The organism is Thauera sp. WH-1 (genome assembly GCF_047806685.1).
Taxonomy (GTDB): domain Bacteria; phylum Pseudomonadota; class Gammaproteobacteria; order Burkholderiales; family Rhodocyclaceae; genus Thauera.
This window is the reverse complement of the sequence record NZ_JBLQGP010000001.1, coordinates 437013-463624: the sequence shown is the minus strand read 5'-3', so window position 1 is coordinate 463624 and position 26612 is coordinate 437013. Positions and strand designations below refer to the sequence as shown.

Genomic DNA, 26612 nt, shown 5'->3' with positions numbered 1-26612 from the left:
CGAACAGGACCGTGAAACGCACATGCGCCGATGATAGTGAGGTCCGCCCTCGTGAAAGTAGGTCATCGTCAGACTAAACCATTCAGCACAAGCCCGAGGCGCGTACAGCGTGTCTCGGGCTTTTGTGCTTTGGGCGCACGCTGCTACCCGGGCGTGACCTCCATTCGCAGCTCGGGCAGAATCAAGCGCTCTTGTCGCTCCACGGGAATGAAATGAATTTCGACATCGTGGTCGTTGGTGGCGGTTTGGCGGGTGCCGCACTAGGAGTCGCGTTGCGCCGCAGCAGACTCAGCATTGCCGTGGTGGAACATGCGCCGCCTGCGCGCCGCAGTGACTGGGATCAGCGTGTGTACGCTTACAGTCCCGCGAGCGCGACCTTCCTCTCTGAACTCGGCGTGTGGTCGCACCTCGATCGGGCGCGCCTGATGCCCGTGGGCGAAATGAAGATATTCGGTGATGCCGGGGGCGAGCTTAGGTTCTCCGCTTACGACAGCGGTCTCGCGGAGCTCGCATGGATCGGCGAATCGAGCCTGGTGCACCTTGAATTATGGGAAAGCCTCAAGCGCCAGCACAATGTCACGCTCCTCTGTCCGGGGGTGCCCGCCGACCTCGTCGTGGAAGACGGCGGGGTGACGCTGCGCCTCGCGGATGGGCGCAGCATCATCGCGGGACTGGTGGTCGGCGCCGATGGTCGCGATTCCTGGGTCAGGGAGACGCTCGGTATCGAGACCAAGTTGACGCCCTATGATGAACGGGCGGTTGTGGCCAATTTCCGTTGCGAACACATGCATCGCGGTACGGCGTTCCAATGGTTTCGCGAGGATGGCGTGCTGGCCTGGCTGCCGCTGCCGGATGGGTTGATGTCGATGGTATGGTCGGCTCCGAATACGGTGGCGGATGAGTTGATGGCCATGGACGACATGGATTTTTGCGGCCGAGTGGCTGAGGCCGGTGGAGGCCGTCTCGGTGGCCTCGAAGTGCGCACCCCGCGGGCAGCGTTTCCGCTTCGGATGATGCGTGTCGACGAGATCGTGCGCCCCCGGGTCGCCCTGATTGGCGATGCGGCGCATGCGATCCATCCGCTGTCGGGGCACGGGATCAACCTCGGTTTTCAGGATGCCAAGGTGCTGGCGCAGGAGCTCGCGGCCTTGCCTTCGTGGCGGGATGTCGGGGAGCATGCGGTGCTGCGGCGGTATGCTCGGCGGCGCGCCGAAGAGCCCTTCCTGCTTCAACACCTGACGCACGGACTCAATCGCCTGTTCGGAGCGCGCAACCCCCTGCTGGGCTTGTTGCGCAACTCCGGAATGAACCTCACTGACCGCCTTCCGGTCGTAACGGATGCGCTCATTCGCTATGCAGTCAATGGCCGCTTCTGACCCCTCGGAGAAACTGATGCAATCCCTTTTCATGCGCTCTGCCTTCAAATCCCTCTCACTTGCACTTGCACTCGGAATTGCCGCGGCCGCTCAGGCGAGCGAGGCTGACGTGAAGAAGGGGATGGAGGCGTTCATCGGCGCGCCGGCGGTCGAGTCCGTGACGCGCACCGAGTACGGCGGCCTGTATGAGGTGCTGCTGAAGAACGGCCAACTCGTCTACACGGATGCAAAGACCAGCTTCATCATCGACGGCAATGTGATCGACACCGCGACCCGACGCGACGTCACCCAGGCGCGGCTGACCCAGCTCGCCGCGATCGATTTTTCCACACTGCCGCTCGAGCAGGCGGTGAAGGTGGTCAAGGGCAAGGGCACGCGCGTGATCGCGACCTTCGAGGATCCGAACTGTGGCTACTGCAAGCGCCTCGGCAAGGAGCTGGCGCAGATGGACGACATCACCATCTACACCTTCTTGTACCCGATCCTGAGCGAGGACTCGGCCGTCAAGTCAAACAACATCTGGTGTGCGAAAGACCAGGGTGACGCATGGACGTCATGGGTGGTCGACGGTAAGGAGCCAGCGAGGGCAGATTGCGATGCGGCGGTCGTGGCCCGCAACGTGGAACTCGGGCAGAGTCTGCGCATCAGTGGCACGCCGACCATCTTCCTGACCGACGGAACCCGCATCGGCGGCTATGTCCCAGCAGCCGAGCTGGAAAAAGCGCTTGCCAAGGTCAAGCGCTGATCGCCACCGGCACGCGTTCGCGCCGCCTGCCGCCGATCCAGGTGATCATCGGCGGCAGGCGGCGTCGCGTGGTCAGCGTGCCGTAGGGGGCGACATGCCACGTGGCAGCAAGACCCACATGCTGCCTTGCTGACGCATGCGGCCCGCTTCGCGCCCGGCCTCGGCCCCGAAGCCCCAGAAAAAGTCCGCGCGCACTACGCCCTTGATCGCCCCGCCCGTGTCCTGCGCGAGCACGAGGCGGTTCAGCGGCCGGGCAGTCATGGGGTAGGTGGTCGACAGGAACACCGGGGCGCCAAGCGGGACGTAACGTGGGTCGACAGCGATACTGCGGCCTTCGGTCAGTGGGACACCAAGCGCGCCGATCGGACCACCGTCGGAGGCGGGCAGTTCGCGGAAAAAAACGTAGCTCGGGTTGGCATTGAGCAGTTCGTCCAGGCGCTGCGGGTTGTCCTGTGCCCAGCGCTTGATGCCGTCCATCGACGCCTTGTCCAGCGTCAGCTCGCCCTTTGCCACCAGCCAGCGACCGATCGACTGGTAAGGGTGCCCGTTCTGGTCGGCATAGCCGACGCGGACCATGCTGCCGTCCGCCAGCTGCACGCGTCCCGAGCCCTGCACCTGGAGGAAGAACAGGTCGATCGGGTCGTCGGCCCAGAGCAGCACCGGCGCGGCGATGTCGGCGCCACGCGCACCGATCTGTTCGCGCGTCCAGTAGGGCAGCACCTTGTTTCCCACCACCCGGCCGCGCAGGCGCAGGTGCTTGAGATCCGGATAGACGTCACCCAGCTCGATGGTCAGCATGTCCTTTGGCGCGCCGTGCAGCGGCCAGCGGCTGCGGTTGTTGCGTGTGCGGCTGCCGCGTATGAGGGGCTCGTAGTAGCCGGTCACCAAGCCCTCGGTGCTGCCGTCCGCGTTGACCAGCCGCCACGGGACGAAATGTGTCTCGAAGAAGCGGCGCACATCGGCGGAGGCGGGGGTGCGGCCGAGAAGCGCCGCAGCCTCGCAGGCGTCCTTCCAGGCCGACTGACGTACCAGGGTTGAGCACGAGGTGCGCAGCGCAGGCCAGGCGGCAGCCGGGTCGTCGTCCGTCCAGGCGCTCAGTTGCTCCCAGGTGGCAGGCTGGAGCGGCGCGGCTGCCTCTGCCGGTGGGGCGGTGGGCGCCGCACTGGGGCAGACCGGACAGGCCGGGCAGGCGGGCGGCGGGGGGCAGGTTGCAGCGGCCGCGTGAACGGGCTCGGTGGGCTGATGGGCACAGCCGGTCGCGAGCAGACCGAGGAACATGGGTAGCGCAAGGCGCCTGGCGAGGGCCGGAATCATCGGATGCATCGGTTAAACTCGAAAGCAGGAAGTGCGCAGTATACCGGTCACGACTAACCACAGACCGGGTGGGCGCGTCCCGCTGCGTGGCTGCCGAGTTACCCCCTTTGAATGGATGCCCCTGGCGCAAAGATGACTGAGCTTGCAGACCTGCTGAGCCGTGCCGAGCGCGTGCTCGAACGCCTCGAAACCCTTCTTCCCGGTTCGGCGGAGGTCCCCGACTGGGGTGCCGCCATCGCCTTTCGCTGGCAGCGCCGTCATGGCCGGGCCGCCTTGAAGCCCGTCCGCCTGCCGCACCGCATCGCGCTCGACGACCTGCAGGACGTCGACGAGCAGAAGGCGCGGATCGACCGCAATACGCGCCAGTTCCTTGCCGGGCGCCACGCCAATAACGTGCTGCTCACGGGCGCACGGGGAACGGGCAAGTCGTCGCTGGTGAAGGCCCTGCTCAACGAGTATGCCGGGCAGGGGCTGCGACTGATCGAGGTCGACAAGAGCGACCTGGTGGACCTGCCTGAGATCGTCGAACTCGTCGATGGGCGGCCCGAGCGCTTCATCCTGTTCTGCGACGACCTCTCCTTCGAGGAGGGCGAGGACGCTTACAAGGCGCTCAAGAGCGTGCTCGACGGCTCGGTGTCGGCGATGTCGGACAATGTGCTGGTGTATGCGACCTCGAACCGGCGCCACCTGATGCCCGAGTATCACGACGAGAACTTGCAGGCTCGTCATGTCGACGGCGAGCTACACCCGGGCGAGGCGGTTGAGGAGAAGATCTCGCTGTCCGAACGCTTCGGCTTGTGGATTTCCTTTTACCCCTTCAGCCAGGACGACTACCTGGACATCGTCGCGCACTGGCTGCGCAGCTTCGGCGTGTCGCGCAAGGCGATCCTCGGGGCGCGCCAGGATGCGCTGCAGTGGGCCTTGATGCGCGGCTCGCGTTCGGGGCGCGTGGCCTGGCAGTTCGCCCGCGATCATGCCGGCCGACTGGAGGACAAGGGGCGCGGACGGTGACGCGCAAGCTGGTGGATGTGGCCGCTGGGGTATTGCTGCGCGCGGACGGCAGCTACCTGCTGGGGCAGCGGGCGGCGGACACCGTGTATGCCGGTTACTGGGAGTTTCCCGGTGGCAAGGTCGAGCCGGGCGAGACGCCGGCGCAGGCCTTGTGCCGCGAGCTCGAAGAGGAGCTCGGCATACGCGTCACGCGGCTGCGCCCCTGGCTGCGTCGCGAGCACCTCTACGAGCATGCGCACGTCAGGCTGCATTTCTTCGAGGTGGCGGCCTGGGAAGGAGAGCTCGATGACCGTGTTCACAGCGCGCTGGCCTGGGTCCTCCCGGGGGACCCCGCGCCGGCGCCGATGCTGCCCGCCAATGGCCCGATCCTGAAGGCGCTGCGGCTGCCTCGCCTGATGGGCATCACGCAGGCCGCAAGGCTCGGCGTCGGCGCGCAGCTGGCCGCCGCCGAGCGCGAGATCGGCCGTGGCCTGCGCCTGGTGCAGCTGCGCGAGTCCGGACTCGACGATGGCGCGCGTGAGGTGCTGGCGCGAGAACTGGTCGCAAGGCTGCACGCCTGCGACGGGTTGCTGGTGGTGAATGGCGATGCCGCGCTCGCTGCGCGCGTCGGCGCCGACGGTGTCCACCTGCCGGCGCGCCTGTTGATGACGACGCAGCGGCGCCCGGCTTTCGAGTGGGTGGGCGCGTCCTGCCACACGCGTGCGGAGTTGGAGCATGCGGCCGCTCTGGGGCTGGATTGCGTCCTCCTCGGCCCCGTTCAGCCGACCACGACGCATCCCGGCCAAGCGGCTCTGGGCTGGCGTGACTTTGCGGCGCTGTGCGCGGGCTTGCCGTTGCCGGTATTCGCGCTCGGCGGTCTGGGCAGCGCCGACATGGACCGTGCACGCGATGCCGGCGCGCATGGTATCGCCGCGATCCGCGGCGTATGGGACGTTGCCGGCTAGGTTCGTGTCGGTTGCCGGTGAGGGCCGCGCCGCTCAGCGCGGCCGGCCTTCACCGATGCCGGGCGGGGCGAAGGTTTCGCCGCTGTCTTCGCCGTCCGGCGGCGAGCTGGGCACGCGATAGCCTTCCGAGGCCCAGGCGCCGAGGTCGAGCTGACGGCAGCGCGCCGAGCAGAACGGGCGATAGCGGCTCTCTGGCTGCCAGACCACGGGCTTGCCGCAGCTGGGGCAGTTCACGGTACGCGGTGCGGTGCTGCGCGGCGTGTCGTTCATCGCTGACTCACAGGCTGCAGAAGGTCAGCTCGAAGGCGACGTCGCGCTCGGCCAGGCGAGGGCGGGCGACCGTCTCCGGCAGCATGAAGCGAACGTTCAGCGCGTACTTGTTGGCACTGATTTCCGGCACCACGGTTTCGGCGCGGGCGAGGCGCACGCGCACCATCTGCGCACTGCGGCCGGCCATCGTGAGCTGGAAGGCGCCGCTGCGTGCAAGCTGCGCCTCGGCGCGTCCGCTCGCGCGCAACAGGCGCAACACGATCTCGATGCCGTCGCGGATCGGCGCCATGGGCTGGATCCAGGTGTCGAGGTCGCCGCGGCGGACCTCGGGTTCGCGATTGAGCCAGTAGTGGTAGGAGGGCAGGTCGAACTGGCATACGCCACCCGGGATCGCGGCGCGGCTGCGGATACTCATCAGCCACTCGTTCTCGCGCAGGTACTGGCCGATCTTGCCTGCCATCGCGAGCAGGCCGGTTGACGCCTGCTCGATCTCGTAAAGGGCGCCGGCCAGCGCCTCTTCGGAGATCTCGGGATTGTTGCGGAAGGACATCAGGATCTGGCGCTGGCGCTCGAGCTCCTGCACCAGATCGACCTTGAGATCGGCGCGGCTGGCGACCTCGAGCGTCTCGAAGATGGTCTGCAGCGCGACGTGGTGATCCTGCGGTGCGCCTGCGGCGGTGAAGTGTGCGATCTTGAGGAACAGATCCTCAAGACGCAGCAGGGTGCGGATGCGTTCGTTGAGAGGATATTCGTAACTAATCACCGCACACAGTCCGCAAGTATTGCGCCCCTTGAATTCGGGCCGATGATAGCACAGCGCCCCTTTGGCACAGGCTGCATGGCCCCTGGCGCCTCATCGCGCGCGGGCGGCGGCGAGATAGGCGGCGTGCAGCCTGTCGACCTGCGCCTGCAGTGCGGCGAGCGAGCCGCCGTTGTCGATGACGTCGTCCGCGACGGCAAGGCGTTGCTGTCGGCTCGCCTGCGTCGCCATGATCGCGCGGACCTGTGCCTCGTCGAGTCCGCTGCGCCGGCTGACGCGCTCGATCTGCAGCGCTTCGGGGCAGTCCACCACGCAAATGCGATCGCAGCGCTGGCGATAGCTGCCCGACTCGACCAGCAGGGGCACGGCCAGGATCACATAGGGGCCGCCTGCTGCCCGGCACTGGCGAGCGCTCTCGTCTCGGATCATGGGGTGGAGGATGGCCTCGAGCTGGCGACGGGCATCGGGCTGGCTGAAGGCGCGGGCTCGCATCGCCGCGCGGTCGAGGCTGCCGTCGGCCGCGATCATCACATCGCCGAAGCTGTTGCGGATGGCGTCGATGGCCGCCCCGCGCGGCGCGGTCAGCGCATGGGCGATGTGGTCGGTGTCCACCACGCTGGCGCCGAGTGCGGCGAAGTGCTCGGTCGCGGCGCTCTTGCCGCTGCCGATGCCGCCGGTCAGACCGACGATGTAGGGACGGTGGGCGAGGTCGTTCATGCGGTCGTGGCGGATGGGCGAGGGGTTCAGCGCGCGGCGCAGGACTGGCGTTTCGACGCCACGCGCGCAATGCCCTGTTCGACGCTGCGCAACTGCGCCGCGGTCAGGGTGGCCTGCAAGTGATAGCTCGTCGTCATGCGCGGCTCGACGCCGGCATTGCTGACGCCGCGTGCGCGAAGCTGGCTGAGCAGCACGCGGGCGCGGTTCTCGGTCTTGAACACACCGAGCGACACGGCGTACTGGGTCGGCCCCGGCTCCTGCACGATGAAGGTGTCGCTGACGCCGAGCAGGCGCAGCTCCGCGACCCGGGTGTCGGCATCGGCGCGGCTGGGCTGGGGCGGGATGCGCACCCACCAGGAGTCGGGCGTCTCGTTGCGGCTGCGGACTGGCGTGACGCCGATGCGGCGCAGGCCTTCGCCCAGACGGTCGGCTTCGGCGGCGGTGAGGCCGGCCCAGGCCTGGCAAATGGTGGGCGGTGCGGGAGCAGTGGGCGCTGTGGGTGCGACGGGCTCGGGCGGCAAGGGCGCGACAGGCACCGGTGCCTCGGCGACCGGGGCGGGATCGACGGCCGGGCTGTCGCGATTGATCGCGTCCTCGGCGTCGACGACGAGGGCGTGCGCATCGCCTTCATCCTCTGCCGCCTGCGCGGGCGCCGCTTCGGGCTCGACCACGAGGTCGGTTGCCGGCGTCGCTGCCGACGTCATTGCGGGGGCGGGCGGGGCCTCGGGTGCCGTCTCGGCGAACTCGAGCGGCCGCCCTTCGGCCTCGTCGGGGGGCGGGCGTGTCTCGTGCGACAGGCGAATGTGCTCGGGGTTGAGCTGGTTGGCGATGCGCTCGGGTTCGCCTGTCGGCACGCCGCCGCCCAGCCAGCCCTGGATGGCGGCGAAGGCGAGGGCATTGAGCACCAGGAACAGGATGATCAGGAGGCGCAGGGTCGTCATGCCTTCAGCGTTGTCGATGGCGGGGCTCGCCGTTGGGAGGGTGGCGCCGCCGCGCCCGGACCGAGCGCGCGCGGCGACCGCGCGTCGTCGCTGCTCAGCCCAGCTTCGGCAGATGGGCGAGCGAGGCGGCGACGGCGTCGGCAGGGTAGTCGTAGTTCTCCAGCTTGCCTGAGAAGAAGCGCTCGTAGGAGCTCATGTCGAAGTGACCGTGGCCGGTAAGGTTGAACAGGATGGTCTTCGCCTCGCCCGTTTCCTTGCACTTGAGCGCCTCGTCGATCGCGGCGCGGATGGCGTGGCAGGACTCCGGCGCAGGGATGATGCCCTCGGCGCGCGCGAACTGGACGCCGGCCTCGAAGGTGGCGAGCTGGGGCACGGCGACGGCTTCGATCAGGCCCTCGTGGAAGAGCTGCGACACCAGCGGCGAGTCGCCATGGTAGCGCAGCCCGCCGGCGTGGATGCCCGGCGGCATGAAGTCGTGGCCGAGGGTGTACATCTTCATCAGCGGCGTGAAGCCGGAGGCGTCGCCGTAGTCGTAGGCGTACTGGCCCTTCGTCAGCGTCGGGCAGGAGCTGGGTTCGACCGCGACGCAGCGCAGGCGCTCGGCACGCTTGTCGCCGGCGGCCTTGTCGGCGAGGAAGGGGAAGGCGATGCCGGCAAAGCTCGAGCCGCCGCCGCAGGGGCCGATGACGACATCCGGGTAGAGGCCGACCTTGTCGAACTGTTTCTTGGCCTCGAGGCCGATGATGCTCTGGTGCAGCACGACGTGGTTCAGCACCGAGCCCAGCGTGTAGTTGGTGTCGGCGCGGCTGGCGGCTTCCTCGACCGCCTCGGAGATGGCGATGCCGAGGGAGCCCTGGTTGTCCGGGTCCGCGGCAAGCAGGCGGCGGCCGGTCTCGGTGAGCTCCGAGGGGCTGGCGAACACCTCCGCCCCCCAGGTCTGCATCATCAGGCGGCGGTAGGGTTTCTGGCCGTAGCTGACCTTGACCATATAGACGCGCACCTCGAGGCCGAACATCTGCCCGGCGAAGGCGATCGACGAGCCCCACTGGCCGGCGCCGGTCTCGGTGGTGAGGCGCTTAATGCCGGCCTGCTTGTTGTAGAACGCCTGCGGCACCGCGGAGTTGGGCTTGTGCGAGCCGGCGGGTGACACGCCTTCGTACTTGAAGAAGATCTGCGCCGGGGTGCCGAGCGCCTGCTCGAGGCGCACCGCGCGCACCAGCGGGCTCGGCCGCCACAGGCGGTAGATCTCGCGCACTTCCTCGGGGATGGCGATCCAGCGCTGGGCGCTCATCTCCTGCTCGAGGATGGCGCCCGGGAAGATCGCGCCCATCTGCTCGGGCGTCGCTGGCTTGCCATCGGGTCCGAGCGGCGGCGCGAGCGGGCTGGGCAGATCGGCGACGACGTTGTACCAGTGGGTTGGTATGTCGGCGGCGTCGAGCAGGATACGGGTGGCTTCCATCGTGTCTTCTCCCTCTTGTGTGTGTGTCAGTGTCGTGTGATGGCAGCGGCGCCGGCAATCGCCCCCAGGCCCAGCAGGACCAGGTTGTCGATGCGCCGCAGCGGAATGTCGAGCAGGTCGGCGAAGCTCGCGGCGGCGCCGCCTCCGAGCAGGCAGGTCGCCCCGGGTGCGTCGGCAATCTGGCGGAACATGCGCTCGACCGCACCGGCCTGGGCCTGCAGGCAGCCCGAGCGGATCGCATCGATGGTGCGCCGCGGCTGCAGTGCGAAGTGGCCATCGGCCAGCGGCAATTGCGCCGTGCCGCGTGCCAGCGACTGCTGCATCAGGTCGACGCCGGGCAGGATCAGGCCGCCGAGAAAGTCCCCTGTCGCCGACAACAGGTCGACCGTGGTTGCGGTGCCGGCGGTGACCACCAGGCAGGCGTGCGCATGCGTCTGGCGCGCGCCGATCAGCGCAGCCCAGCGATCGGCACCCAGTTGCCCGGGCTGTTCGTAGAGGTTGCGTACGCCGCCGCACGAGGCACCGGGGTGCAGCCAATCGACCGCCAGTGGGCCGCAGGCGGCGGCAATTGCGTTGGCCACGCCGATGCCGGCGACGTTGCAGCCGAAGACCCGGCCGAGTCCGGTGTGGCGCCGACAGATGGCGGCGAGCTCGCCGATCGCCTCATGCGCGAGTGCGCCCTCGTCGACCGCGCGCAGCGGCTCGCCCGGCGAGATGACCCGCCACTTGATGCGCGTGTTGCCGGCGTCGACGAGCAGGATCACACCTTCGCTCCAGGCAGGGGGCGCAGCGAGACGTCGCCTACCAGCACGCGGCGTGTGCCCGCCTCGGTGCGCAGCAGCAGGGCGCCGTCGTCATCGACGCCACTGCAGATGCCCTCCAGCGTGTCCGTGTCGCTACAGATGCGCACCGGCAGGTCGGCAAACGCATTGCGCTGCTGCCAAGCGCCGCGCAGTGCGGCGAAGCCCGCCGCGGCGTAGGTCTCGAGCAGGCGCTGCAGTTCGACCAGGACGCTGGCGAGCACGAGGCTGCGCGCGGGCGGGGGCGCCTGCAGTGCGCACGCGAGATCGGTGACGCCCGCCTGGTCCGGGACTTCCGCGTGGGCGGGAAGGTCGACATTGATGCCGATGCCGATCACTGCCGCCGGGGTGCGGCCGCGCCCGGGAAGCAGCTCGACCAGGATGCCGGCCAGCTTGTTGCCATGGACCAGCACGTCGTTCGGCCATTTCAGCTGCACGCCCTGCACGCCGAGTTGCTCCAGCGCGCGTGCCACGGCAACGCCCGCCACCAGCGACAGTCCCGCAGGTACCGGCGCGCCCGGGGCGAAGCGCCACAGCGTCGAGAAGGTCAGGCTGGCGCCGTCCCAGGACAGCCACTGCCGGCCGCGGCGTCCGCGTCCCGCGGTCTGGCGCTCGGCCACGATCACATGCACGCGGCCGTCATCGGCCGGGGTGGTCTCCATCAGCACACTGTTGGTCGAGGCGCATTCAGCGCACCAGTCGATCACGAAGCTGTCGGCGAGGGCACCGATGCGGCGCGCAAGCTCGCGCTGCGCTTCCGTGTGCGACCGTGCGGCGACCTCGGCAGGGTCTTGCGGCAGCGGGGTAGGTTCCGTCGCTGCATCTGCAGCAGGGCCGGCATCAGAGCCGGCAGGGCAGCCCGCGGCGGGGGAGGGGGCGGCTGGGGAGGGGGGGGCAGGCGGCAAGGCGGCAATCCGGCGAAGGGGAACGATGCCGCATTATCCGCCATCCTGATTTGATGCACGAGCCCGGTACACGGCCCGATCGGCCCGGGAACTGTCGAGCCCGGCGCCGGGCACCTCGCCGGAGCGCGTTAGTGCTCCGGCTCGTCCCCGTTGCGCCCCTCCTCCATGCCGAGCTCCTGAATCTTGCGGCTGATGGTGTTGCGGCCGATGCCGAGCAGCTGCGCCGCCTCGATCCGGCGCCCGCCGGTGGCGGTCAGCGCCCGTCGGATCAGGGCGCGCTCGAACTCGCGCGTCAGGCGATCGAAGACCTCGCCCGGGCTCGTCGCGATCAGGCGGTCGGCTTCGGCGCCCAGACCCTCGACCCAGCTCGAGGGCGCCTCGCGCCCCGGCTGTTCACGCATCTCGGGCGGGAGGTCGGCGACCTCCACGGTCTGCGCCGGCGCCATCACGGTGAGCCAATGGCACAGGTTCTCGAGCTGACGCACGTTGCCCGGGAAGGGCTGGCCCTGCAGGTATTCGAGCGCGGCGTCGGAGATGCGCTTGCGCTCGACGCCGAGCTCCTGCGCGCTCTTTTGCAGGAAGTGGCGGATCAGCAGCGGGATGTCCTCGCGCCGTTCGCGCAGCGGCGGCAGGCGCAGGCGGATGACGTTGAGGCGATGGAACAGATCCTCGCGGAACAGCCCCTGGCGCACGCGCTCCTCCAGGTCCTGGTGGGTGGCGGCGATCACGCGCACGTTGGCGCGGATCGGCTGCTGGCCGCCGACGCGGTAGAAATGGCCGTCGGAGAGCACGCGCAACAGGCGCGTCTGCAGCTCGGCCGGCATGTCGCCGATCTCGTCGAGGAACAGCGTGCCGCCGTCGGCCTGCTCGAAGCGGCCGCGGCGCTGGGTGGCGGCGCCGGTGAAGGCGCCGCGCTCATGACCGAAAAGCTCGGACTCGAGCAGGTCGCGCGGGATCGCGGCGGTGTTGATCGCGATGAAGGGCGCATCACGGCGCGGGCTGTGGCGATGCAGGGCGCGCGCGACCAGTTCCTTGCCGCTGCCGGACTCGCCGTTGATCAGCACCGTGGCGTGCGAATGCGCGAGGCGGCCGATGGCGCGGAACACCTCCTGCATGGACGGTGCCTGGCCGAGGATCTCGGGCGCGAGCGAGGTCTCCTCCGCTGCACCATGCTGGTGCGCACCCTGCTCGAGCGCACGCCGAACGAGCGCCACCGCCTGGTCGACGTCGAAGGGCTTGGGCAGGTATTCGAAGGCCCCGCCCTGGAAGGCGGACACCGCGCTGTCGAGGTCGGAGTAGGCGGTCATGATGATGACCGGCAGCTGCGGATGGCGGGCCTTCACCTTCTGCAGCAGATCGAGACCGGACTCGCCCGGCATGCGGATGTCGGACAGCAGCACCGCTGGCGGCTGGGGCGTGCGGGCGAGCTCCGCGAGGGCGTCGTTGGCCGAGCTGAAGCTGGTGTGGGTGATGCCTTCGCGGCTCAGGGCTTTCTCGAGTACCCAGCGGATGGAACGGTCATCGTCAATGATCCAGACGTTATTCATTGTGTATGCACTATTCTGGTGCGTCCGGTGTTCAGACGCGGTCGGAGATCGGCAGCAGGATCGTGAAACAGGTCCGCCCGGGGCGGCTGTCCACGTCGATCATGCCCTGATGTTGTTCGATGAAGCTCTGCGCGAGGGACAGGCCCAGCCCGCTGCCACCATCCCGCCCCGACACCAGCGGATAGAAGATCTTGTCGCGGATCTCCGCCGGGATGCCGGGGCCGTTGTCGATCACTTGCAATTCCAGTGCCAGCTTGAAGCGACGCTTGGCGAGCGTGACCTGGCGCGCGATGCGGGTGCGCAGCAGGATCTCGCCTGCGCCCTCGAGGGCTTGCGCCGCGTTGCGCACGATGTTGAGCACGGCCTGGATGAGCTGCTCGCGGTCGGCGGTGATCTCGGGCAGGCTGAGGTCGTAGTCGCGGCGGATCGTGAGCTGCGGGAACTCCGCCAGGATCAGCCGCCGCACGCGCTCGAGCACGTCGTGGATGTTGAGCTGGGTCGGTCGCATCATGCAGTGCGAGCTCAGCAGGCGGTTCATCAGATCCTGCAGGCGATCGGCCTCGGCAATGATGACGTCGGTGAATTCGCGCAGCTGCGGGTCGTCCAGTTCGTGCTGCAGCAGTTGCGCCGAGCCGCGGATGCCGCCGAGCGGGTTCTTGATCTCGTGCGCGAGGTTGCGGATCAGCTCGCGATTGGCCTGCTGCTGGTGCAGCAGCTGTTCCTCGCGGGCGACCCGCAGTTGCGCATCGATCGGGCGGAACTCCAGCAGCAGGCGCACGCCCGAGGTTTCCACCGGGGTCACCGTGCAGTCGAGCCGCACCGGCTCAGAACTGTTGCGACTGATGGTGAGGTCCTGGCCGGTATAGCTCCAGTTCGTGCGCAGCGCATTGTCCAGCGCTGCTGCCAGCCCGGGGGGGCTACCGAGCAGGCGCGCCAGGGGTTGGCCGAGCAGCTTGCGCTGACTGATCGCGAACAGGTTTTCCGCCCCCGGATTGAGGTAGCGGATCACCAGCCTGCCGTCTACGAGAACGACCGCCGACGACAGCAGCTCGAGTCCGGCGAAGGGGCCGGTGGCGGAGTGGAGGGGGGGCGATGGCATGGGCGCGTCCTGAAGGTCCATCGTTGAAAAGCAAGATGCGCGCCAGGCGTTGTGGGCTACCTCAGGCCGGAGATCTCCCGCCGCAAGGCCTCGATATTGCGCTGGTGCAGTTCGACCTTGTCCTTGAACGGTTGCAGGCGGTCGAGCACCCTCTGGTAGTTGCGCTCGTCGCCGAGGCGGATCGACTCCTGCTCAGCGAGCGCCTTCTCCGCCTCGGCGAGCGCCGTTTCTTCGTTCGCAAGCTCGGACTGCAGCACCTGCCGGCGTGCGTCGTCGCGGCTGCGTTGGTCGTTCGGGCTCACGCGCGGGAAGGCGCCCGGGCTTGTCGCAGCCGGTGCGGCGGGCGCCGCCGCGGGCCGACGCACCGGCGCTGGCACCGACGACACCGGCAGATCCGACTCCAGGCGCACGCAGCCGCGGCCGAGCGAGCGATCGTTGGTATAGGTCACCCGGCCATCGGCGTCGGTGCATTTGTAGATGTCGGCCCGGGCAGGGGCGCTCAGGGTCGCGAGCAGAAGCAGCAGGAAGAGTCGGGGCGAACGCATGCGCTTGTGCGGGCCGGCGCCTCCGGGGCGATCCCGGCGCTGTGGCCCTTATCCTGGCGGAATGAAGCCTGATTAGACCGCAGAAAAAAGGGACGGGCAATGCCCGTCCCCCTCGCTGTGCGCGGTGCTTCGCCGATTACAGGCTGTAGTACATGTCGAATTCCACCGGGTGGGTGGTGATGCGCATGCGATCGACTTCCTCCATCTTCAGCTCGATGTAGGCATCGATGAAGTCATTGGAGAACACGCCGCCGCGGGTCAGGAAGTCACGATCCTTGTCCAGGTACTCCAGCGCCTGCTCGAGGCTGGTGCACACGGTCGGGATCAGCGCGTCCTCTTCCGGCGGCAGGTCGTACAGGTTCTTGTCGGCCGGGTCGCCGGGGTGGATCTTGTTCTGGATGCCGTCCAGGCCCGCCATCATCAGCGCGGCGAAGCACAGGTAGGGGTTGGCCAGGGGGTCCGGGAAGCGCGCCTCGATGCGGCGACCCTTGGGGTTGGCGACATAGGGGATGCGGATCGAGGCCGAACGGTTGCGGGCCGAGTAGGCCAGCTTGGTCGGGGCTTCGTAGTGCGGCACCAGGCGCTTGTAGGAATTGGTGCCCGGGTTGGTGATCGCATTGAGTGCGCGGGCATGCTTGATGATGCCGCCGATGTAGTACAGCGCCATCTCCGACAGGCCGGCGTAGCCGTTGCCCGCGAACAGGTTCTGGCCGTCCTTCCAGATCGACTGGTGGACGTGCATGCCGGAACCGTTATCGCCGACGATGGGCTTGGGCATGAAGGTGGCGGTCTTGCCGTACTGGTGCGACACGTTGTGCACGATGTACTTGAGCACCTGGGTCCAGTCGGCGCGCTTGGTCAGCGTGCTGAACTTGGTGCCGATCTCGCACTGGCCGGCGTTGGCCACTTCGTGGTGGTGCACCTCGACCGGCACGCCCGCCGCTTCCAGCGCCAGGCACATGGCGGCGCGGATGTCGTTCAGGCTGTCGACCGGCGGCACCGGGAAGTAGCCGCCCTTGACGCGCGGACGGTGGCCGGTGTTGCCACCTTCGAACTTGTCGGCGGTGGACCAGGCGGCCTCTTCCGAGATGATCTTGCTGTACACGCCCGACATGTCGACCGACCATTCGACGGCGTCGAAGATGAAGAACTCGGGCTCCGGGCCAAAGAAGGCGGTGTCGCCGATGCCAGTGCTCTTCAGGTAAGCCTCGGCGCGCTTGGCGATCGAACGCGGGTCGCGGTCGTAGCCCTTGCCGTCGGACGGCTCGATGACGTCGCAGGTCAGCACCAGCGTGGTTTCATCGAAGAAGGGGTCGATATAGGCCGAGGAAGGCTCGGGCATCAGGATCATGTCCGAAGCCTGGATGCCCTTCCAGCCGGCGATCGATGAGCCGTCGAAGGGGTGGCCGTGCTCGAAGTGCTCTTCCTCGAAGGCGGACACGGGCAGGCCGACGTGCTGCTCCTTGCCGCGGGTATCGGTAAAGCGCAGGTCCACGAAGCGCACTTCGTTTTCCTGGATCAGCTTCATGACGTCTTGTGCGTTCATTTTCACTCCTGGTGAGATGGCGGTGTTTGCGTTGAGCGGGTGGAGCAGCGGTTGTTGGTCGGTGCGCCGGATTTCTGAAGAGCCAAGAAGCACTAAGCGTGCCAGGTAATAAAAAATCCGTGACTCATTGTGCCACAAGGGCAGATGCCCGAAAGCGGTGCCTGTATGCGAGGCGGTATGCACAGAATTGGTGCAACGGTTGGTGATAGCGCACCATTATGGTGCTCCATTGTAAAAAAGGCGGATTGCGCGGTAGTGCGGATGAGCCTTGAGCCAGGCCTGGCGGCGCTGCCCGAAGGCATCCAGCTGCTCGGTGTCGAGGCTGGAGGGGATCATGATCTCGACCTCGAGCCGCTCGCCGAGATAGTGGATCTGAACCCGCTGCGGCCGTGGCGCAGCCGGCCCCAGCAGCGCGCGCACGACCTCGAGGACTTCGCTGCGTTCGGGAATCGGGCCGGGAGGTACGACCTGCAGGTCGGCATCGTCTTCCGGGTCGATGTGCACCAGGACGTCCTGCACCTCGGGGTGTGCGTCGCGCACGCGCAGATAGACCGCGTCCGAGATGCGATGACCTTCCGACACCGTGAGCCGCGGGTCGACCTGCACATGAGCGTCGCACAGCACGCGGTCGGCCATGCGGCGGGTGCGCATGTCGTGCAGGCCGAGCACGCCCGGCGTGTCCTCGATCGTGCGCCGCAGGCGCTGGAGTTCCTCGGCGGGCAGGCCGGTGTCGATCAGCTCGCGTACCGACTTCAGCGCCAGCTTGACGCCCATGTGCAGGATCAGGAAACCCACCACCGCCGCGGCCAGCGGCTCGAGAAAGGGGTAGCCCGCCAGGCTGCCGCCGATGCCGGCCGCGACGACCAGCGACGAGGCCGCGTCCGAGCGCGCATGCCAGGCATTGGCCTCCAGCATCGGCGCCTTCAGCCGGCGCCCGGCCGCAAGCGTGTAGCGGAACAGGCCCTCCTTGGCGACGATGGTCAGCAGCGCCATCACCAGCGCCGCCGGGTGCAGTTCGGGCAGTTCGTCGATCGTCTGCAGGCGCAGGCCCGAATTCCACAGGAATCCGATGCCGACTGCGGCGAGCACCACCCCCAGCACCATCGTCGTCACCGTCTCGATGCGGCCATGGCCATACGGATGATTGAGATCGGCCGGGTGCGCGCTGCGCTGGCCGGCGATCAGCACCATGAGGTCGGTGACGAGGTCAGAGAGCGTGTGCGCGGCGTCGGCGACGAGGCTGAAGGCATTGGCGAACAGGCCGATGACGACCTGGCACACGGTGAGGGTGGCGTTGGTGCAGATGGCGACCAGCGTGGTACGGCGGATGCCGCGACTGCGTGCCTGCTGGGGGCTGGCTGCATGACGGGAGGGGGCGTTCTGGATCTGCATGGAGAGCGCGGCGGACGCGTTATACTTCGGCAAATTCTGATTCTAGACGGATGTGCGCATGGGAACCCTGTCGGACTTGTTGACGCTGGCGCGTGAGCGCGCAGAAAACCTCGGCCTGCCCTACCAGGGCGCGCTCACCCCGGCCGAAGCCTGGCAGGTGATGCAGCTGGCACCGGGCGCGAAACTGGTCGATGTGCGTACGCGTGCCGAACTCGACTGGGTGGGCCGCATCCCCGGAACGGTCGAGATCGAATGGAAGTCCTACCCTTCGATGCAGGACAACCCGCACTTCATGACCCAGCTGACGCATCAGGTCGATCCCGAGGCGCTGGTCATGTTCCTGTGCCGTTCCGGCGCGCGCTCCGACTCCGCGGCAAAGGCCGCCTCGGCCGCCGGCTACGCCAACTGCTACAACGTTCTCGAGGGCTTCGAGGGTGACCGCGACGCCAACGGCCAGCGCAACCGCATCGGCGGCTGGCGTCATGCCGGTCTGCCCTGGCAGCAGGGCTGAGGACGCTGCGCCCAGGCGCTGTTTTTGAACCCATTGCAAGGACCGGGATTCGCACCATGCAAGTCGCCACCATCAGCTTCGACCGCTTCAACGTGCTCGCCGACAACGAGGCGCAGGAGCGCATCCGTGCTGCCCGCGCCCGCCTCGGCGAGCGTGCGGTGCTGCTGTGCCACCACTACCAGCGCGCCGATGTCTACCAGCACGCCGACCTGACGGGCGATTCGCTCAAGCTCGCCCGCCTGGCCTCGCAGACCGACGCCGAATACATCGTGTTCTGCGGCGTGCATTTCATGGCCGAGGTCGCCGACATCCTGTCCAAGCCGAGCCAGGTCGCCATCCTGCCCGACCTCGCTGCCGGCTGTTCGATGGCCGACATGGCCAGCCTGGCCAAGGTCGAGCGCTGCTGGCGCGAGCTGGCCGAGGTGCTCGACAAGCCCGACGAGGTGATCACGCCGGTCACCTACATCAACTCGGCCGCCGACCTCAAGGCCTTCTGCGGCGAGCATGGCGGCATCGTGTGCACCTCCACCAATGCACCGACCATTCTCGACTGGGCCTTCGCCAGGCGCGAGAAGGTGCTGTTCTTCCCCGACCAGCACCTGGGCCGCTGGACCGGCTACAAGAAGGGCATCCCGCTCGACGAGATGGTGGTGTGGGACCCCGACCTCGAGTACGGCGGCCTCACCCCGGAGCAGATCCGCAAGGCGAAGATCCTGCTGTGGAAGGGCCACTGCTCGGTGCACCAGATGTTCCAGCCGGTGCACATCGACCGCTGGCGCGAGAAGCATCCCGATGGCTTCGTCATCTCCCACCCCGAGAGCATGCTCGAGGTGTGCCAGAAGTCCGATTACGTCGGCTCGACCGAATTCATCCTCAACACCATCACCCAGGCGCCGCCCAACACCCACTGGCTGGTGGGTACCGAGCTCAACCTGGTGAGCCGGCTGGCCGAGGAGATGAAGCCGCAGGGCAAGGTCGTGCAGTTCATGGCGCCGACGGTGTGCATGTGCTCGACCATGCAGCGCATCGACCCGCAGCACCTCGCGTGGACGCTGGAGAACCTCGCCGAGGGTAAGGTGGTGAACCAGATCAAGGTGCCCGAGCACGAGGCTGAACTCGCCCGCATCGCCCTCGATCGCATGCTCGCCGTGTCCTGAACCCGCGCCCGGCAGCACGCGGGGCAATCAGCGCGCGTGCCTGGCCTGCTGCCGCGTGACCGTCTGGGAAGGGGTTTCGCCGAACAGCTTCCGATAGTCGGCGGCGAAGCGGCCGAGGTGGGTGAAGCCCCAGTCCATGGCGATGGAGGACACGTTGCCATGGTTGCGGTCGTCGAGCAGGTTCCGGCGCACCTGTTCCAGGCGGTATTGCTTCAGGTAGGCCATCGGCGACAGCCCGAAGTATTGCCTGAAGCCCTCGAACAGCTTGTGCCGCGACACGCCGGCTGCGGCCTCGACGTCTTCGAGCGCCAGGCTCTCGTGCGCCCACGCGTGCATGAACGCCTTCGCCCGCAGCAGGTAGTGGGGATGCTTGGTGCCCGCCGCCTGCGCCAGCGCAGCCGAATAATTGTTCGGTTGTGACAGGATCAGGCCCTTGATCAGGGCCTTCTCGAGATCGGCCGAAAAGTGGCTGTCGCCATACAGTTCGGCCGCGCCCTCCATCTCGCTCAGCAGGTGCCTGACCATGCGGCCTGGCGGCCGCTGGCCGCATCCATGCCGGGATCGAAGATCAAGGCCTGTTCCACGGGGCGCTGAAGCAGTTCCTGCAGCACCTGGCGCATTGCCGCGCGCGTGATCGCAACCTGAAGCTTGCGGCAGTTGCCGGCGATGGTGAGTTCCTGCGTGTCCTCGGGCGAGACGATCACGCCGGTATCGGGATCAGAGACCAGCCGTCCGCTGGGGGTGACAAGTTCCTGCTCGCCGGTGACCGGCAGGCTCAGGCTGTAGCAGTTCAGCGGCGTCTCGTTGCGGATCCCGATCGTGACGTCGGTGCCGTACTCGATGATCCCCATCGTGGTCGACATCGACTTCAGCACGTTGCCCGAATGCTGGAACTGAAGCCGGTTCGGTGCCCCGACCTTGAGCAGGTGGGGGCCGCAGATCGCGGCCATCCACGAGCGCGCGCCTTCAGGGTCGCGGCGGACGGTAAGGAGATCCGGCGAACCGGCGGCGATGTGTCTCTGCATCGGGGGTGTCCATGCTGGGTCCGGGGGTGGGGCTCTCGCCCGCTGAGTCTGTCGCTCAGTCGCCTGTAAATCATAGTCGTTTCAGGTACTTGTGCAACTGCGGCGGCCGCCTGGCGGGTGTCCGGCGGGGCCTCAGGCAGAGGCCGGATTTTGTGGACAGAGATCCCCCACTTCCCGGATAGCTGGCACAGCGCGGCGAACGTCTAATGGCTCCCGTAGCAAGCCCACCGCGAGGAGACCCCATGAACACCACCCGAACCCACACCGAATGGCGTGAATTCGTCACGAACTGCCTGGATTTCCGTCCCAGCGATGGCGTGTACCGGATTGCACGCGACATGTTCACCGAGCCCGAGCTGTTCGATCTCGAGATGGAGATGATCTTCGAGAAGAACTGGATCTACGCCTGTCACGAGAGCGAGATCGCCAACCCGAACGATTTCGTGACGATGCGTACCGGCCGCCAGCCGATGATCATCACCCGCGACAGCAACGGCGGCCTCAATGCGCTGGTCAATGCCTGCCAGCATCGCGGCGCAACCCTCACCCGTGTGTGCAAGGGCAAGCAGGCGGCCTTCACCTGCCCGTTTCATGCCTGGACCTACAAGAGCGATGGCCGCCTGCTGAAGGTCAAGGCGCCGTCCGAGTATCCGCAGGACTTCGACCTGGCCGCGCACAACCTGAAGAAGGCGCGCATCGAAAGCTACAAGGGTTTCGTGTTCATCAGCCTGGATGTGGACGGCACCGACAGCCTGGAGGACTTTCTGGGTGACGCGAAGGTGTTCTTCGACATGATGGTGGCGCAGTCGCCCACCGGCGAGCTCGAGGTCCTGCCCGGGCGCTCGCAATACACCTTCGATGGCAACTGGAAGCTGCAGTGCGAGAACGGCCTCGACGGTTATCACGTCAGCACCGTGCATTACAACTACGTCGCCACGGTCAAGCGGCGCCAGGAGGTCAATGCCGAGAAGGGCAGCGCCGCGGCGGGCACGCTGGACTACAGCAAGCTGGGCGCCGGGGATGCCGAGACCGACGACGGCTGGTTCTCGTTCCGCAACGGCCACAGCCTGCTGTACAGCGACATGCCCAACCCGAGCGTGCGCCCCGGCTACGCCACTGCGATGCCGCGTCTGGTCGAGCAGCATGGCCAGCCGCGCGCCGAATGGATGATGCACCGGCTGCGCAACCTCAACATCTATCCGAGCCTCTTCTTCATGGACCAGATCAGTTCGCAGCTGCGCATCATCCGGCCGCTGGCGTGGAACAAGACCGAGATCATCAGTCAGTGCATCGGCGTCAAGGGCGAGTCGGACAAGGACAGGGAGAGCCGGATCCGCCAGTTCGAGGACTTCTTCAACGTCTCCGGCATGGGCACGCCGGATGATCTGGTCGAGTTCCGCGAGGCGCAGCGCGGCTTTCAGGCGCGGCTCGAGCGCTGGAGCGACATCTCGCGCGGCAAGGACAACTGGGTGGAGGGAGAGACCGCCAACAGCCGCACGATCGGCATTGCCCCGGTGCTGACGGGCACCGAGTTCACACAGGAGGGCTTATACGTGAATCAGCATGGCGCCTGGCAGCAGTTCCTGCTCAAGGGCCTGGACAAGAAGCTGCAGCAGTCGAACGAGGAGTGAGCAGATGAACCCCAACCAGCAATATGCCGTCGAGCAGTTCCTGTATCGCAAGGCCGAGTTGTGCGACCAGCGCGCCTGGGACGAGTACCTCGAGCTGTTCGACGAGCACAGCGAGTTCCATGTGCCGCAGTGGGATTCCGAGCACGAGTACACCACCGACCCCAAGCGCGGCATGTCGCTCATCTACTACGCCAACCGCTCGGGCCTCGAGGATCGCGTCTATCGCATCCGCACCGGCAAGTCCGCCGCGTCGACGCCGATGCCGCGCACCCAGCACCAGATCAGCAATGTGCGCATTGCCGAGCGTGAGGCCGGCGAGCTCGAGGTCAAGGCGAACTGGACGACCTTCCACTATCGCTTCGGCGTCTCGGAGCACTTCTACGGCTACGTCACCTATCACCTGAAGCCCGCCGGCGACAGCTGGAAGATCACGCGCAAGCACGTGGTCCTGCTCAACGACACGATCAACGCCGTGCTCGATTTCTACCATCTCTGATCCGGACGCAGATTCGCGCAGAGTCAACCACCATGGACCCGTCCGACCCTTGGGCGGCGGGCGGGCCCGACACGAGGAGACAAGACAATGAACGCCTTCACCACCACGGGTCTGCCGCGTGCGCTGTGCGTCACCGGCCTGCTGTCGATGCTCAGCCTGGGAGCGCCGATCGCGCTCGCTCAGGATGCGCCGGTGCGGATCGGCCTGATGCTGCCCTCGACCGGCACCTATGCCGCGCTTGGCGCGGCCATCACGAACGGCTTCAAGCAGTACGTCGATGAGCAGGGCGGGATGCTCGCCGGGCGCAAGGTCGAGTACTTTGCGGTCGATGACGAATCCGACCCGGCCAAGGCCACCGAGAAGGCGACGCGGCTGATCAAGCGCGAGCGCGTCGACCTGCTGGTGGGCACGGTCCATTCGGGTGTCGCGCTGGCGATGGCCAGGGTGGCGCAGAACACCAAGACCCTGATGATCGTGCCCAATGCCGGCGCCGACGAGCTTACCGGGCCGCTGTGCGCCCCGACCCTGTTCCGCACCTCGTTCTCCAACTGGCAGCCTGCCTATGCGATGGGCAAGGTCGCCGCCGAGCGCGGGCACAAGACCGTGGTCACCCTCACCTGGAAGTACGCCGCGGGCCAGCAGGCCATCGACGGCTTCAAGGAGGCGTTCGAGCAGGCCGGTGGCAAGGTGGCCAAGGAGATGACGCTGCCGTTCCCGAACGTCGAGTTCCAGCCCTTCCTGACCGAGATCGCCGCCCTCAAGCCCGATGCGGTGTTCGTGTTCTTCGCCGGCGGCGGCGCGGCCAAGTTCGTCAAGGACTATGCGGCGGCCGGCCTGAACAAGTCGATCCCCTTGTACGCGCCCGGCTTCCTCACCGACGGTACCTTGGAGGCGATGGGCGAGGCGGGCGAGGGCTTGCTCACCACCCTGCATTACGCCGACGGACTCGACAACGACAAGGATGTCGCTTTCCGGCGCACCTATGCGCAGACCTACAAGCTCAAGCCCGACGTCTATGCAGTGCAGGGCTATGACGCCGCCCAGCTCTATCACGCCGGCCTGAGTGCTGCGGGTGGCGACGTGCGCAAGCAGGACGTGATCATCAAGGCGATGGAGAACGCCACGGTCGACAGCCCGCGCGGCCGCTTCACCCTGTCGAAAGCGCACAACCCGGTGCAGAACATCTATCTGCGCGAGGCGCGCGGGGTCGACAACAAAGTCATCGCCACCCCGATCGAGGCCCTTGCCGACCCGGCCCGCGGCTGCAACATGTGAGTCCTTGCCCGGCGGCACGCATGAGGATTGCTCACGCGTGCCGCCGGGCGCGGTAAACTCGCAGGCGCAAGCCAGCCCTGCTGGCCGGTATCGACGATCCCGTCCTGAAGGGGAGGAGGCTCACGCGTGCTGCGCATTTGCACCTACAACATCCACAAGGGCTTTTCGCAGTTCAACCGCCGCATGGTGGTGCATGAACTGCGCGAGCGCCTGCGCAGCCTGGACGTCGATCTGGTCTTCCTGCAGGAAGTGCAGGGCCTGCATCTGGGCCACCCGGCGCGCCATCCGGACTGGCCGCAGCAGCCGCAGCACGAGTTCCTGGCCGAGGACGCCTGGCAGCAGGCGGCGTACGGCGGTAACGCGGTGTACGACCATGGCCATCATGGCAACGCCATCCTCAGCCGCCATCTCATCCTCAGCACCGCCAACCAGGACGTCTCGGACCACCGCTTCGAGCGCCGCGGCCTGCTGCACTGCGAGGTGCAGATGCCCGCCTTCGACACGCCGGTGCACTGCGTGTGCGTGCACCTGGGACTGATGGCCGGCAGCCGGCGGCGCCAGATGACCGCGCTGGCCGAGCGCATGGAGCAACTCGCGCCGGGCGACACGCCGCTCATCATCGCCGGCGACTTCAACGACTGGCGCAACCACGCGGATGACCTGCTCGGTGCCCGGCTCGGCCTCACCGAGGCTTTCGGCAGCGGGCGTGGGCGGCCCGCACGCAGCTTCCCCAGCGCCTTGCCCTTCTTTCGGCTTGACCGCATCTACGTGCGCGGCTTCCGGGTCCGCCAGGCGAAGGTGCACTACGGCGCGCCCTGGGCGCAGATTTCCGATCATGCGGCACTCACCGCCGATCTCGAGCCGGCGCCCTGATGCAGTTCGTCGGCGGCAATGCGGTGGCGCTGCTCGAGAACGGGCAGCAATACTTTCCCGCGCTCGAAGCCGCGATCGATGGCGCCGGCTCGGAGATCTTCCTGCAGAGCTACATCTTCGAGAGCGATCGCACCGGGCGGCGCATTGCGGCGGCGCTGGTGCGGGCGGCGGCGCGCGGGGTGGCGGTGCGGGTGATGGTCGACGGCTTCGGCGGGCGCAGCTTCGTCTCGAGCCTGATGCCCGAACTCGTCGACGCCGGCGTCCAGGTGCTCATCTACCGACGCGAGGTGCGCCTGCTGTCCCTGCAGCGCCACCGCCTGCGTCGGCTGCATCGCAAGCTGGTGGTGATCGATGGACGCCAGGCCTTCGTCGGTGGCATCAACATCATCGACGACTTTGCCCCACATGGCATGCCGCATCCGCGCTACGACTATGCGGTACGCATCGAGGGACCGTTGCTGGCACCCATTCTCGCCTCCGCCCACCGCCTGTGGTGGCTGGTGGCGTGGGCGAGCTTTCGGCGGCGCGAGTACCACCCGCTGCGTGTCGAAGCCCGCGTCGCACCGGCCGGCAGGATCCGCGCCGCCTTCGTGCTGCGCGACAACCTGCGCTACCGGCGGGCGATCGAGGAGGCCTACCTGCTCGCCATCGAGCGCGCCGAGCGCGAGATCCTCATCGCCAACGCCTACTTCTTCCCCGGCCGCCGCTTCCGCCAGGCGCTGGCCGAGGCGGCAGCGCGCGGCGTGCGTGTCACCCTGCTGCTGCAGGGGCTCGCCGACCACCCGATGCAGGCCTACGCCACGCGCGCCTTGTATCCCTACTTCCTTGGCTGCGGCATGCGGCTGTACGAGTACCACCGCAGCCATCTGCATGCCAAGGTGGCCGTGATCGACGACTGCTGGGCGACGGTGGGCTCGAGCAACATCGACGTCTTCAGCCTGATGCTGGCGCGTGAGGCCAATGTGGTGATCGACGACAGGGCCTTTGCCACGCAATTGCGCGCCAGCCTGGCACGCGCCATCGAGGCCGGCGCGCGCGAACTCCGGACTTCGGACTGGCAGCGGCTGCCGGCGATGCGGCGCGCGCTGAGCTGGGTCGCCTATCAGCTGGTGCGCCTGGCGATCGGCTTCGCCGGCCTCGGCCGTCACCACTGAGCGGGCGCGGCCGACAGGGGCTCAGCGCCCGATCCAGCGAGGGTGTTCGGTCTTGATGCAGCGCCCGCTCACCACTGTCCGACCCGCCGGCACAGGGCGAACGGTCTCGCCGTGAGTGCTGATGTCGCAGGCGCGCATCCCGGATTGTCAGTAAAAGCCGTGCGCAACCGCCTGGCGGCAGTGCGGCACGGTGTCGATCGACCAGTGGGCGCGTGCCCACTGCCACAACTCGGCGAGCGTGGCGCGGGACAGGGCGTCCGGCGGCTGCTGGCCGAGAAAGTGCAGCGCGGCCAGCAGCGCGGGGATCGGCGCCTGCGCATCCACGGCGCGCGCCAGCGTCTGCTTGGACAGCTTCTCGCCGGCCGCATTGGTTGCCAGCGGCAGGTGGGCGTAGATCGGCGTGGGGGCGCCGAGCAGGCGCTGCAGGTGGATCTGGCGCGCGGTCGAGTCGAGCAGGTCGGCGCCCCGCACGACGTGGGTCACGCCCGCCTCGGCATCGTCGACCACCACCGCGAGCTGATAGGCGAACAGGCCGTCGGCGCGCCGCACCACGTAGTCGCCGCTGTCGCTCGCCAGCTCGACCCGTTGCGGGCCCTGGATGACGTCGTCGAAACGGATCACGCCCTCGGCTCGCACCCGCCAGGCCCGTGCGTGACGCCCGGGCGGAAGACCCCTGCGGCAGGTGCCCGGATAGCGCCGTGAGCCGTCGCGCGCCAGTGGCGCGTCGGCCAGTTCGCGCCGGCTGCAGGCGCAGGGATAGGCCAGGCCGTCGGCGACCAGGCGATCGAGCGCGTGCTGGTAGGCCTCGGTGCGGCGCGACTGCCACACAATGTCGCCATCCCATTCGAAGCCGAAACGCGCCAGGGTGGCGATGATGCTGTCGGCTGCGCCGGGCACGCTGCGCGGCGCATCGACGTCCTCGATGCGCAACAGCCAGCGCCCGCAGCGGGCGCCTGCGTCGAGGTAGCTGCCGACCGCGGCCACCAGCGAGCCGAAGTGCAGCGCACCGGTGGGGGAGGGGGCGAAACGGCCGATGTAGGGTGAGGTGTGGAGGCTCATGCACCTGAACGGCGCGTGCGCAAGGAGCGCGTCACGGACGACGTGGAATCGAGGCTGCGC

27 protein-coding genes are annotated in these 26612 nt (G+C 67.7%); 11 read left to right on the top strand and 16 right to left on the bottom strand.

The features are described from left to right. Positions 1–212: 212 nt before the first annotated feature. Positions 213–1376, top strand: a complete 1164-nt coding sequence (locus ACMV5O_RS02255) for a UbiH/UbiF family hydroxylase (RefSeq protein ID WP_416161937.1) — start codon at positions 213–215, stop codon at positions 1374–1376. Positions 1377–1392: 16 nt separating this feature from the next. Further along, positions 1393–2121 carry a DsbC family protein gene (locus ACMV5O_RS02250; RefSeq protein ID WP_416161936.1) on the top strand — a complete coding sequence of 243 codons (729 nt, stop codon included), beginning with the start codon at positions 1393–1395 and terminating at the stop codon, positions 2119–2121. A gap of 72 nt (positions 2122–2193) precedes the next feature. Here ACMV5O_RS02250 and ACMV5O_RS02245 read toward each other — a convergent pair whose 3' ends face one another. Beyond that, the gene (locus ACMV5O_RS02245; protein ID WP_416161935.1) at positions 2194–3444 is read right to left on the bottom strand and encodes a murein transglycosylase A; all 1251 of its coding nucleotides are present in this window, start codon (positions 3442–3444) and stop codon (positions 2194–2196) included. Positions 3445–3567: 123 nt separating this feature from the next. Here ACMV5O_RS02245 and ACMV5O_RS02240 point away from each other — a divergent pair, with 123 nt between their 5' ends. Together ACMV5O_RS02240 and ACMV5O_RS02235 are read left to right on the top strand one after the other, a co-directional pair. Further along, positions 3568–4446: an ATP-binding protein gene (locus ACMV5O_RS02240; RefSeq protein ID WP_416161934.1), complete on the top strand. Its 879-nt coding sequence runs from the start codon at positions 3568–3570 to the stop codon at positions 4444–4446. After that, positions 4443–5390: a Nudix family hydrolase gene (locus tag ACMV5O_RS02235; RefSeq protein WP_416161933.1), complete on the top strand. Its 948-nt coding sequence runs from the start codon at positions 4443–4445 to the stop codon at positions 5388–5390. Before ACMV5O_RS02240 ends, ACMV5O_RS02235 begins: the two co-directional genes overlap by 4 nt. A 33-nt stretch (positions 5391–5423) precedes the next feature. On the opposite strand, the gene ACMV5O_RS02230 is transcribed toward ACMV5O_RS02235, so the two are convergent. The 12 genes from ACMV5O_RS02230 to ACMV5O_RS02175 form a co-directional block, all read right to left on the bottom strand. Next, a complete protein-coding gene (locus tag ACMV5O_RS02230; RefSeq protein WP_416161932.1) occupies positions 5424–5660 on the bottom strand; it encodes a DNA gyrase inhibitor YacG in 237 nt (78 codons plus the stop codon). A gap of 7 nt (positions 5661–5667) precedes the next feature. Then, positions 5668–6423, bottom strand: a complete 756-nt coding sequence (gene zapD / locus ACMV5O_RS02225; protein ID WP_416161931.1) for a cell division protein ZapD — start codon at positions 6421–6423, stop codon at positions 5668–5670. Between the two features lie 90 nt (positions 6424–6513). After that, positions 6514–7137: a dephospho-CoA kinase gene (gene coaE / locus ACMV5O_RS02220; protein WP_416161930.1), complete on the bottom strand. Its 624-nt coding sequence runs from the start codon at positions 7135–7137 to the stop codon at positions 6514–6516. 26 nt (positions 7138–7163) lie between these two features. Next, the gene (locus tag ACMV5O_RS02215; RefSeq protein WP_416161929.1) at positions 7164–8078 is read right to left on the bottom strand and encodes an SPOR domain-containing protein; all 915 of its coding nucleotides are present in this window, start codon (positions 8076–8078) and stop codon (positions 7164–7166) included. 94 nt (positions 8079–8172) lie between these two features. After that, positions 8173–9537 carry a TrpB-like pyridoxal phosphate-dependent enzyme gene (locus ACMV5O_RS02210; protein ID WP_416161928.1) on the bottom strand — a complete coding sequence of 455 codons (1365 nt, stop codon included), beginning with the start codon at positions 9535–9537 and terminating at the stop codon, positions 8173–8175. 26 nt (positions 9538–9563) lie between these two features. Beyond that, the gene (locus ACMV5O_RS02205; RefSeq protein ID WP_416161927.1) at positions 9564–10301 is read right to left on the bottom strand and encodes a type III pantothenate kinase; all 738 of its coding nucleotides are present in this window, start codon (positions 10299–10301) and stop codon (positions 9564–9566) included. Next, on the bottom strand, positions 10298–11044 hold the full coding sequence (locus tag ACMV5O_RS02200) for a biotin--[acetyl-CoA-carboxylase] ligase (protein ID WP_416161926.1): 747 nt from the start codon (positions 11042–11044) through the stop codon (positions 10298–10300). The genes ACMV5O_RS02205 and ACMV5O_RS02200 overlap by 4 nt, the downstream gene beginning before the upstream one ends. 326 nt (positions 11045–11370) lie before the next feature. After that, positions 11371–12789, bottom strand: a complete 1419-nt coding sequence (gene ntrC / locus ACMV5O_RS02195; protein ID WP_416161925.1) for a nitrogen regulation protein NR(I) — start codon at positions 12787–12789, stop codon at positions 11371–11373. A 31-nt stretch (positions 12790–12820) separates the two neighbouring features. Continuing rightward, positions 12821–13888: a nitrogen regulation protein NR(II) gene (glnL, locus tag ACMV5O_RS02190; protein ID WP_416161924.1), complete on the bottom strand. Its 1068-nt coding sequence runs from the start codon at positions 13886–13888 to the stop codon at positions 12821–12823. Positions 13889–13944: 56 nt separating this feature from the next. Next, a complete protein-coding gene (locus ACMV5O_RS02185; protein ID WP_416161923.1) occupies positions 13945–14433 on the bottom strand; it encodes a DUF4124 domain-containing protein in 489 nt (162 codons plus the stop codon). A gap of 136 nt (positions 14434–14569) precedes the next feature. Continuing rightward, positions 14570–15979 carry a type I glutamate--ammonia ligase gene (gene glnA, locus ACMV5O_RS02180; protein ID WP_416161922.1) on the bottom strand — a complete coding sequence of 470 codons (1410 nt, stop codon included), beginning with the start codon at positions 15977–15979 and terminating at the stop codon, positions 14570–14572. Between the two features lie 216 nt (positions 15980–16195). Then, positions 16196–17371, bottom strand: a complete 1176-nt coding sequence (locus tag ACMV5O_RS02175; protein WP_416161921.1) for a cation diffusion facilitator family transporter — start codon at positions 17369–17371, stop codon at positions 16196–16198. 58 nt (positions 17372–17429) lie between these two features. Here ACMV5O_RS02175 and ACMV5O_RS02170 point away from each other — a divergent pair, with 58 nt between their 5' ends. Together ACMV5O_RS02170 and nadA are read left to right on the top strand one after the other, a co-directional pair. Next, positions 17430–17882: a rhodanese-like domain-containing protein gene (locus ACMV5O_RS02170; RefSeq protein WP_416161920.1), complete on the top strand. Its 453-nt coding sequence runs from the start codon at positions 17430–17432 to the stop codon at positions 17880–17882. Positions 17883–17938: 56 nt separating this feature from the next. Next, positions 17939–19039 carry a quinolinate synthase NadA gene (nadA, locus tag ACMV5O_RS02165; RefSeq protein ID WP_416161919.1) on the top strand — a complete coding sequence of 367 codons (1101 nt, stop codon included), beginning with the start codon at positions 17939–17941 and terminating at the stop codon, positions 19037–19039. Between the two features lie 27 nt (positions 19040–19066). Here nadA and ACMV5O_RS02160 read toward each other — a convergent pair whose 3' ends face one another. Both ACMV5O_RS02160 and ACMV5O_RS02155 read right to left on the bottom strand, forming a co-directional pair. Beyond that, a complete protein-coding gene (locus tag ACMV5O_RS02160; protein ID WP_416161918.1) occupies positions 19067–19564 on the bottom strand; it encodes a helix-turn-helix transcriptional regulator in 498 nt (165 codons plus the stop codon). Then, positions 19546–19989: a cupin domain-containing protein gene (locus tag ACMV5O_RS02155; RefSeq protein ID WP_416161917.1), complete on the bottom strand. Its 444-nt coding sequence runs from the start codon at positions 19987–19989 to the stop codon at positions 19546–19548. The genes ACMV5O_RS02160 and ACMV5O_RS02155 overlap by 19 nt, the downstream gene beginning before the upstream one ends. Before the next feature lie 317 nt (positions 19990–20306). On the opposite strand from ACMV5O_RS02155, the gene antA reads away from it, so the two are divergent. The 5 genes from antA to clsB all read left to right on the top strand — a co-directional run bounded on the left by antA (position 20307) and on the right by clsB (position 25493). Continuing rightward, positions 20307–21695: an anthranilate 1,2-dioxygenase large subunit gene (antA, locus tag ACMV5O_RS02150; protein WP_416161916.1), complete on the top strand. Its 1389-nt coding sequence runs from the start codon at positions 20307–20309 to the stop codon at positions 21693–21695. A gap of 4 nt (positions 21696–21699) precedes the next feature. Then, positions 21700–22191, top strand: coding sequence for an anthranilate 1,2-dioxygenase small subunit (gene antB, locus ACMV5O_RS02145; RefSeq protein ID WP_324541721.1), 492 nt, complete (start codon positions 21700–21702; stop codon positions 22189–22191). Positions 22192–22278: 87 nt separating this feature from the next. Next, the gene (locus ACMV5O_RS02140; protein ID WP_416161915.1) at positions 22279–23466 is read left to right on the top strand and encodes an ABC transporter substrate-binding protein; all 1188 of its coding nucleotides are present in this window, start codon (positions 22279–22281) and stop codon (positions 23464–23466) included. Between the two features lie 126 nt (positions 23467–23592). Next, positions 23593–24339 carry an endonuclease/exonuclease/phosphatase family protein gene (locus ACMV5O_RS02135; RefSeq protein WP_416161914.1) on the top strand — a complete coding sequence of 249 codons (747 nt, stop codon included), beginning with the start codon at positions 23593–23595 and terminating at the stop codon, positions 24337–24339. Then, positions 24339–25493, top strand: coding sequence for a cardiolipin synthase ClsB (gene clsB / locus ACMV5O_RS02130; protein WP_416161913.1), 1155 nt, complete (start codon positions 24339–24341; stop codon positions 25491–25493). Before ACMV5O_RS02135 ends, clsB begins: the two co-directional genes overlap by 1 nt. A gap of 147 nt (positions 25494–25640) precedes the next feature. Here the strand turns inward: clsB and gluQRS are convergent, their stop codons facing one another. Continuing rightward, on the bottom strand, positions 25641–26552 hold the full coding sequence (gene gluQRS / locus ACMV5O_RS02125) for a tRNA glutamyl-Q(34) synthetase GluQRS (RefSeq protein ID WP_416161912.1): 912 nt from the start codon (positions 26550–26552) through the stop codon (positions 25641–25643). Positions 26553–26612 lie beyond the last annotated feature (60 nt).

What these genes read in the sequence shown, in the direction of transcription:
- ACMV5O_RS02255 (WP_416161937.1), top strand. Translation starts at nt 213, where the DNA reads ATGAATTTCGACATCGTGGTCGTTGGTGGCGGTTTGGCGGGTGCCGCA.
- ACMV5O_RS02250 (WP_416161936.1), top strand. Translation starts at nt 1,393, where the DNA reads ATGCAATCCCTTTTCATGCGCTCTGCCTTCAAATCCCTCTCACTTGCA.
- ACMV5O_RS02245 (WP_416161935.1), bottom strand. Translation starts at nt 3,444, where the DNA reads ATGCATCCGATGATTCCGGCCCTCGCCAGGCGCCTTGCGCTACCCATG.
- ACMV5O_RS02240 (WP_416161934.1), top strand. Translation starts at nt 3,568, where the DNA reads ATGACTGAGCTTGCAGACCTGCTGAGCCGTGCCGAGCGCGTGCTCGAA.
- ACMV5O_RS02230 (WP_416161932.1), bottom strand. Translation starts at nt 5,660, where the DNA reads ATGAACGACACGCCGCGCAGCACCGCACCGCGTACCGTGAACTGCCCC.
- coaE (WP_416161930.1), bottom strand. Translation starts at nt 7,137, where the DNA reads ATGAACGACCTCGCCCACCGTCCCTACATCGTCGGTCTGACCGGCGGC.
- ACMV5O_RS02215 (WP_416161929.1), bottom strand. Translation starts at nt 8,078, where the DNA reads ATGACGACCCTGCGCCTCCTGATCATCCTGTTCCTGGTGCTCAATGCC.
- ACMV5O_RS02210 (WP_416161928.1), bottom strand. Translation starts at nt 9,537, where the DNA reads ATGGAAGCCACCCGTATCCTGCTCGACGCCGCCGACATACCAACCCAC.
- ntrC (WP_416161925.1), bottom strand. Translation starts at nt 12,789, where the DNA reads ATGAATAACGTCTGGATCATTGACGATGACCGTTCCATCCGCTGGGTA.
- glnL (WP_416161924.1), bottom strand. Translation starts at nt 13,888, where the DNA reads ATGCCATCGCCCCCCCTCCACTCCGCCACCGGCCCCTTCGCCGGACTC.
- ACMV5O_RS02185 (WP_416161923.1), bottom strand. Translation starts at nt 14,433, where the DNA reads ATGCGTTCGCCCCGACTCTTCCTGCTGCTTCTGCTCGCGACCCTGAGC.
- glnA (WP_416161922.1), bottom strand. Translation starts at nt 15,979, where the DNA reads ATGAACGCACAAGACGTCATGAAGCTGATCCAGGAAAACGAAGTGCGC.
- ACMV5O_RS02175 (WP_416161921.1), bottom strand. Translation starts at nt 17,371, where the DNA reads ATGCAGATCCAGAACGCCCCCTCCCGTCATGCAGCCAGCCCCCAGCAG.
- ACMV5O_RS02170 (WP_416161920.1), top strand. Translation starts at nt 17,430, where the DNA reads ATGGGAACCCTGTCGGACTTGTTGACGCTGGCGCGTGAGCGCGCAGAA.
- nadA (WP_416161919.1), top strand. Translation starts at nt 17,939, where the DNA reads ATGCAAGTCGCCACCATCAGCTTCGACCGCTTCAACGTGCTCGCCGAC.
- ACMV5O_RS02160 (WP_416161918.1), bottom strand. Translation starts at nt 19,564, where the DNA reads ATGGTCAGGCACCTGCTGAGCGAGATGGAGGGCGCGGCCGAACTGTAT.
- ACMV5O_RS02155 (WP_416161917.1), bottom strand. Translation starts at nt 19,989, where the DNA reads ATGGCCGCGATCTGCGGCCCCCACCTGCTCAAGGTCGGGGCACCGAAC.
- antA (WP_416161916.1), top strand. Translation starts at nt 20,307, where the DNA reads ATGAACACCACCCGAACCCACACCGAATGGCGTGAATTCGTCACGAAC.
- antB (WP_324541721.1), top strand. Translation starts at nt 21,700, where the DNA reads ATGAACCCCAACCAGCAATATGCCGTCGAGCAGTTCCTGTATCGCAAG.
- ACMV5O_RS02140 (WP_416161915.1), top strand. Translation starts at nt 22,279, where the DNA reads ATGAACGCCTTCACCACCACGGGTCTGCCGCGTGCGCTGTGCGTCACC.
- clsB (WP_416161913.1), top strand. Translation starts at nt 24,339, where the DNA reads ATGCAGTTCGTCGGCGGCAATGCGGTGGCGCTGCTCGAGAACGGGCAG.
- gluQRS (WP_416161912.1), bottom strand. Translation starts at nt 26,552, where the DNA reads ATGAGCCTCCACACCTCACCCTACATCGGCCGTTTCGCCCCCTCCCCC.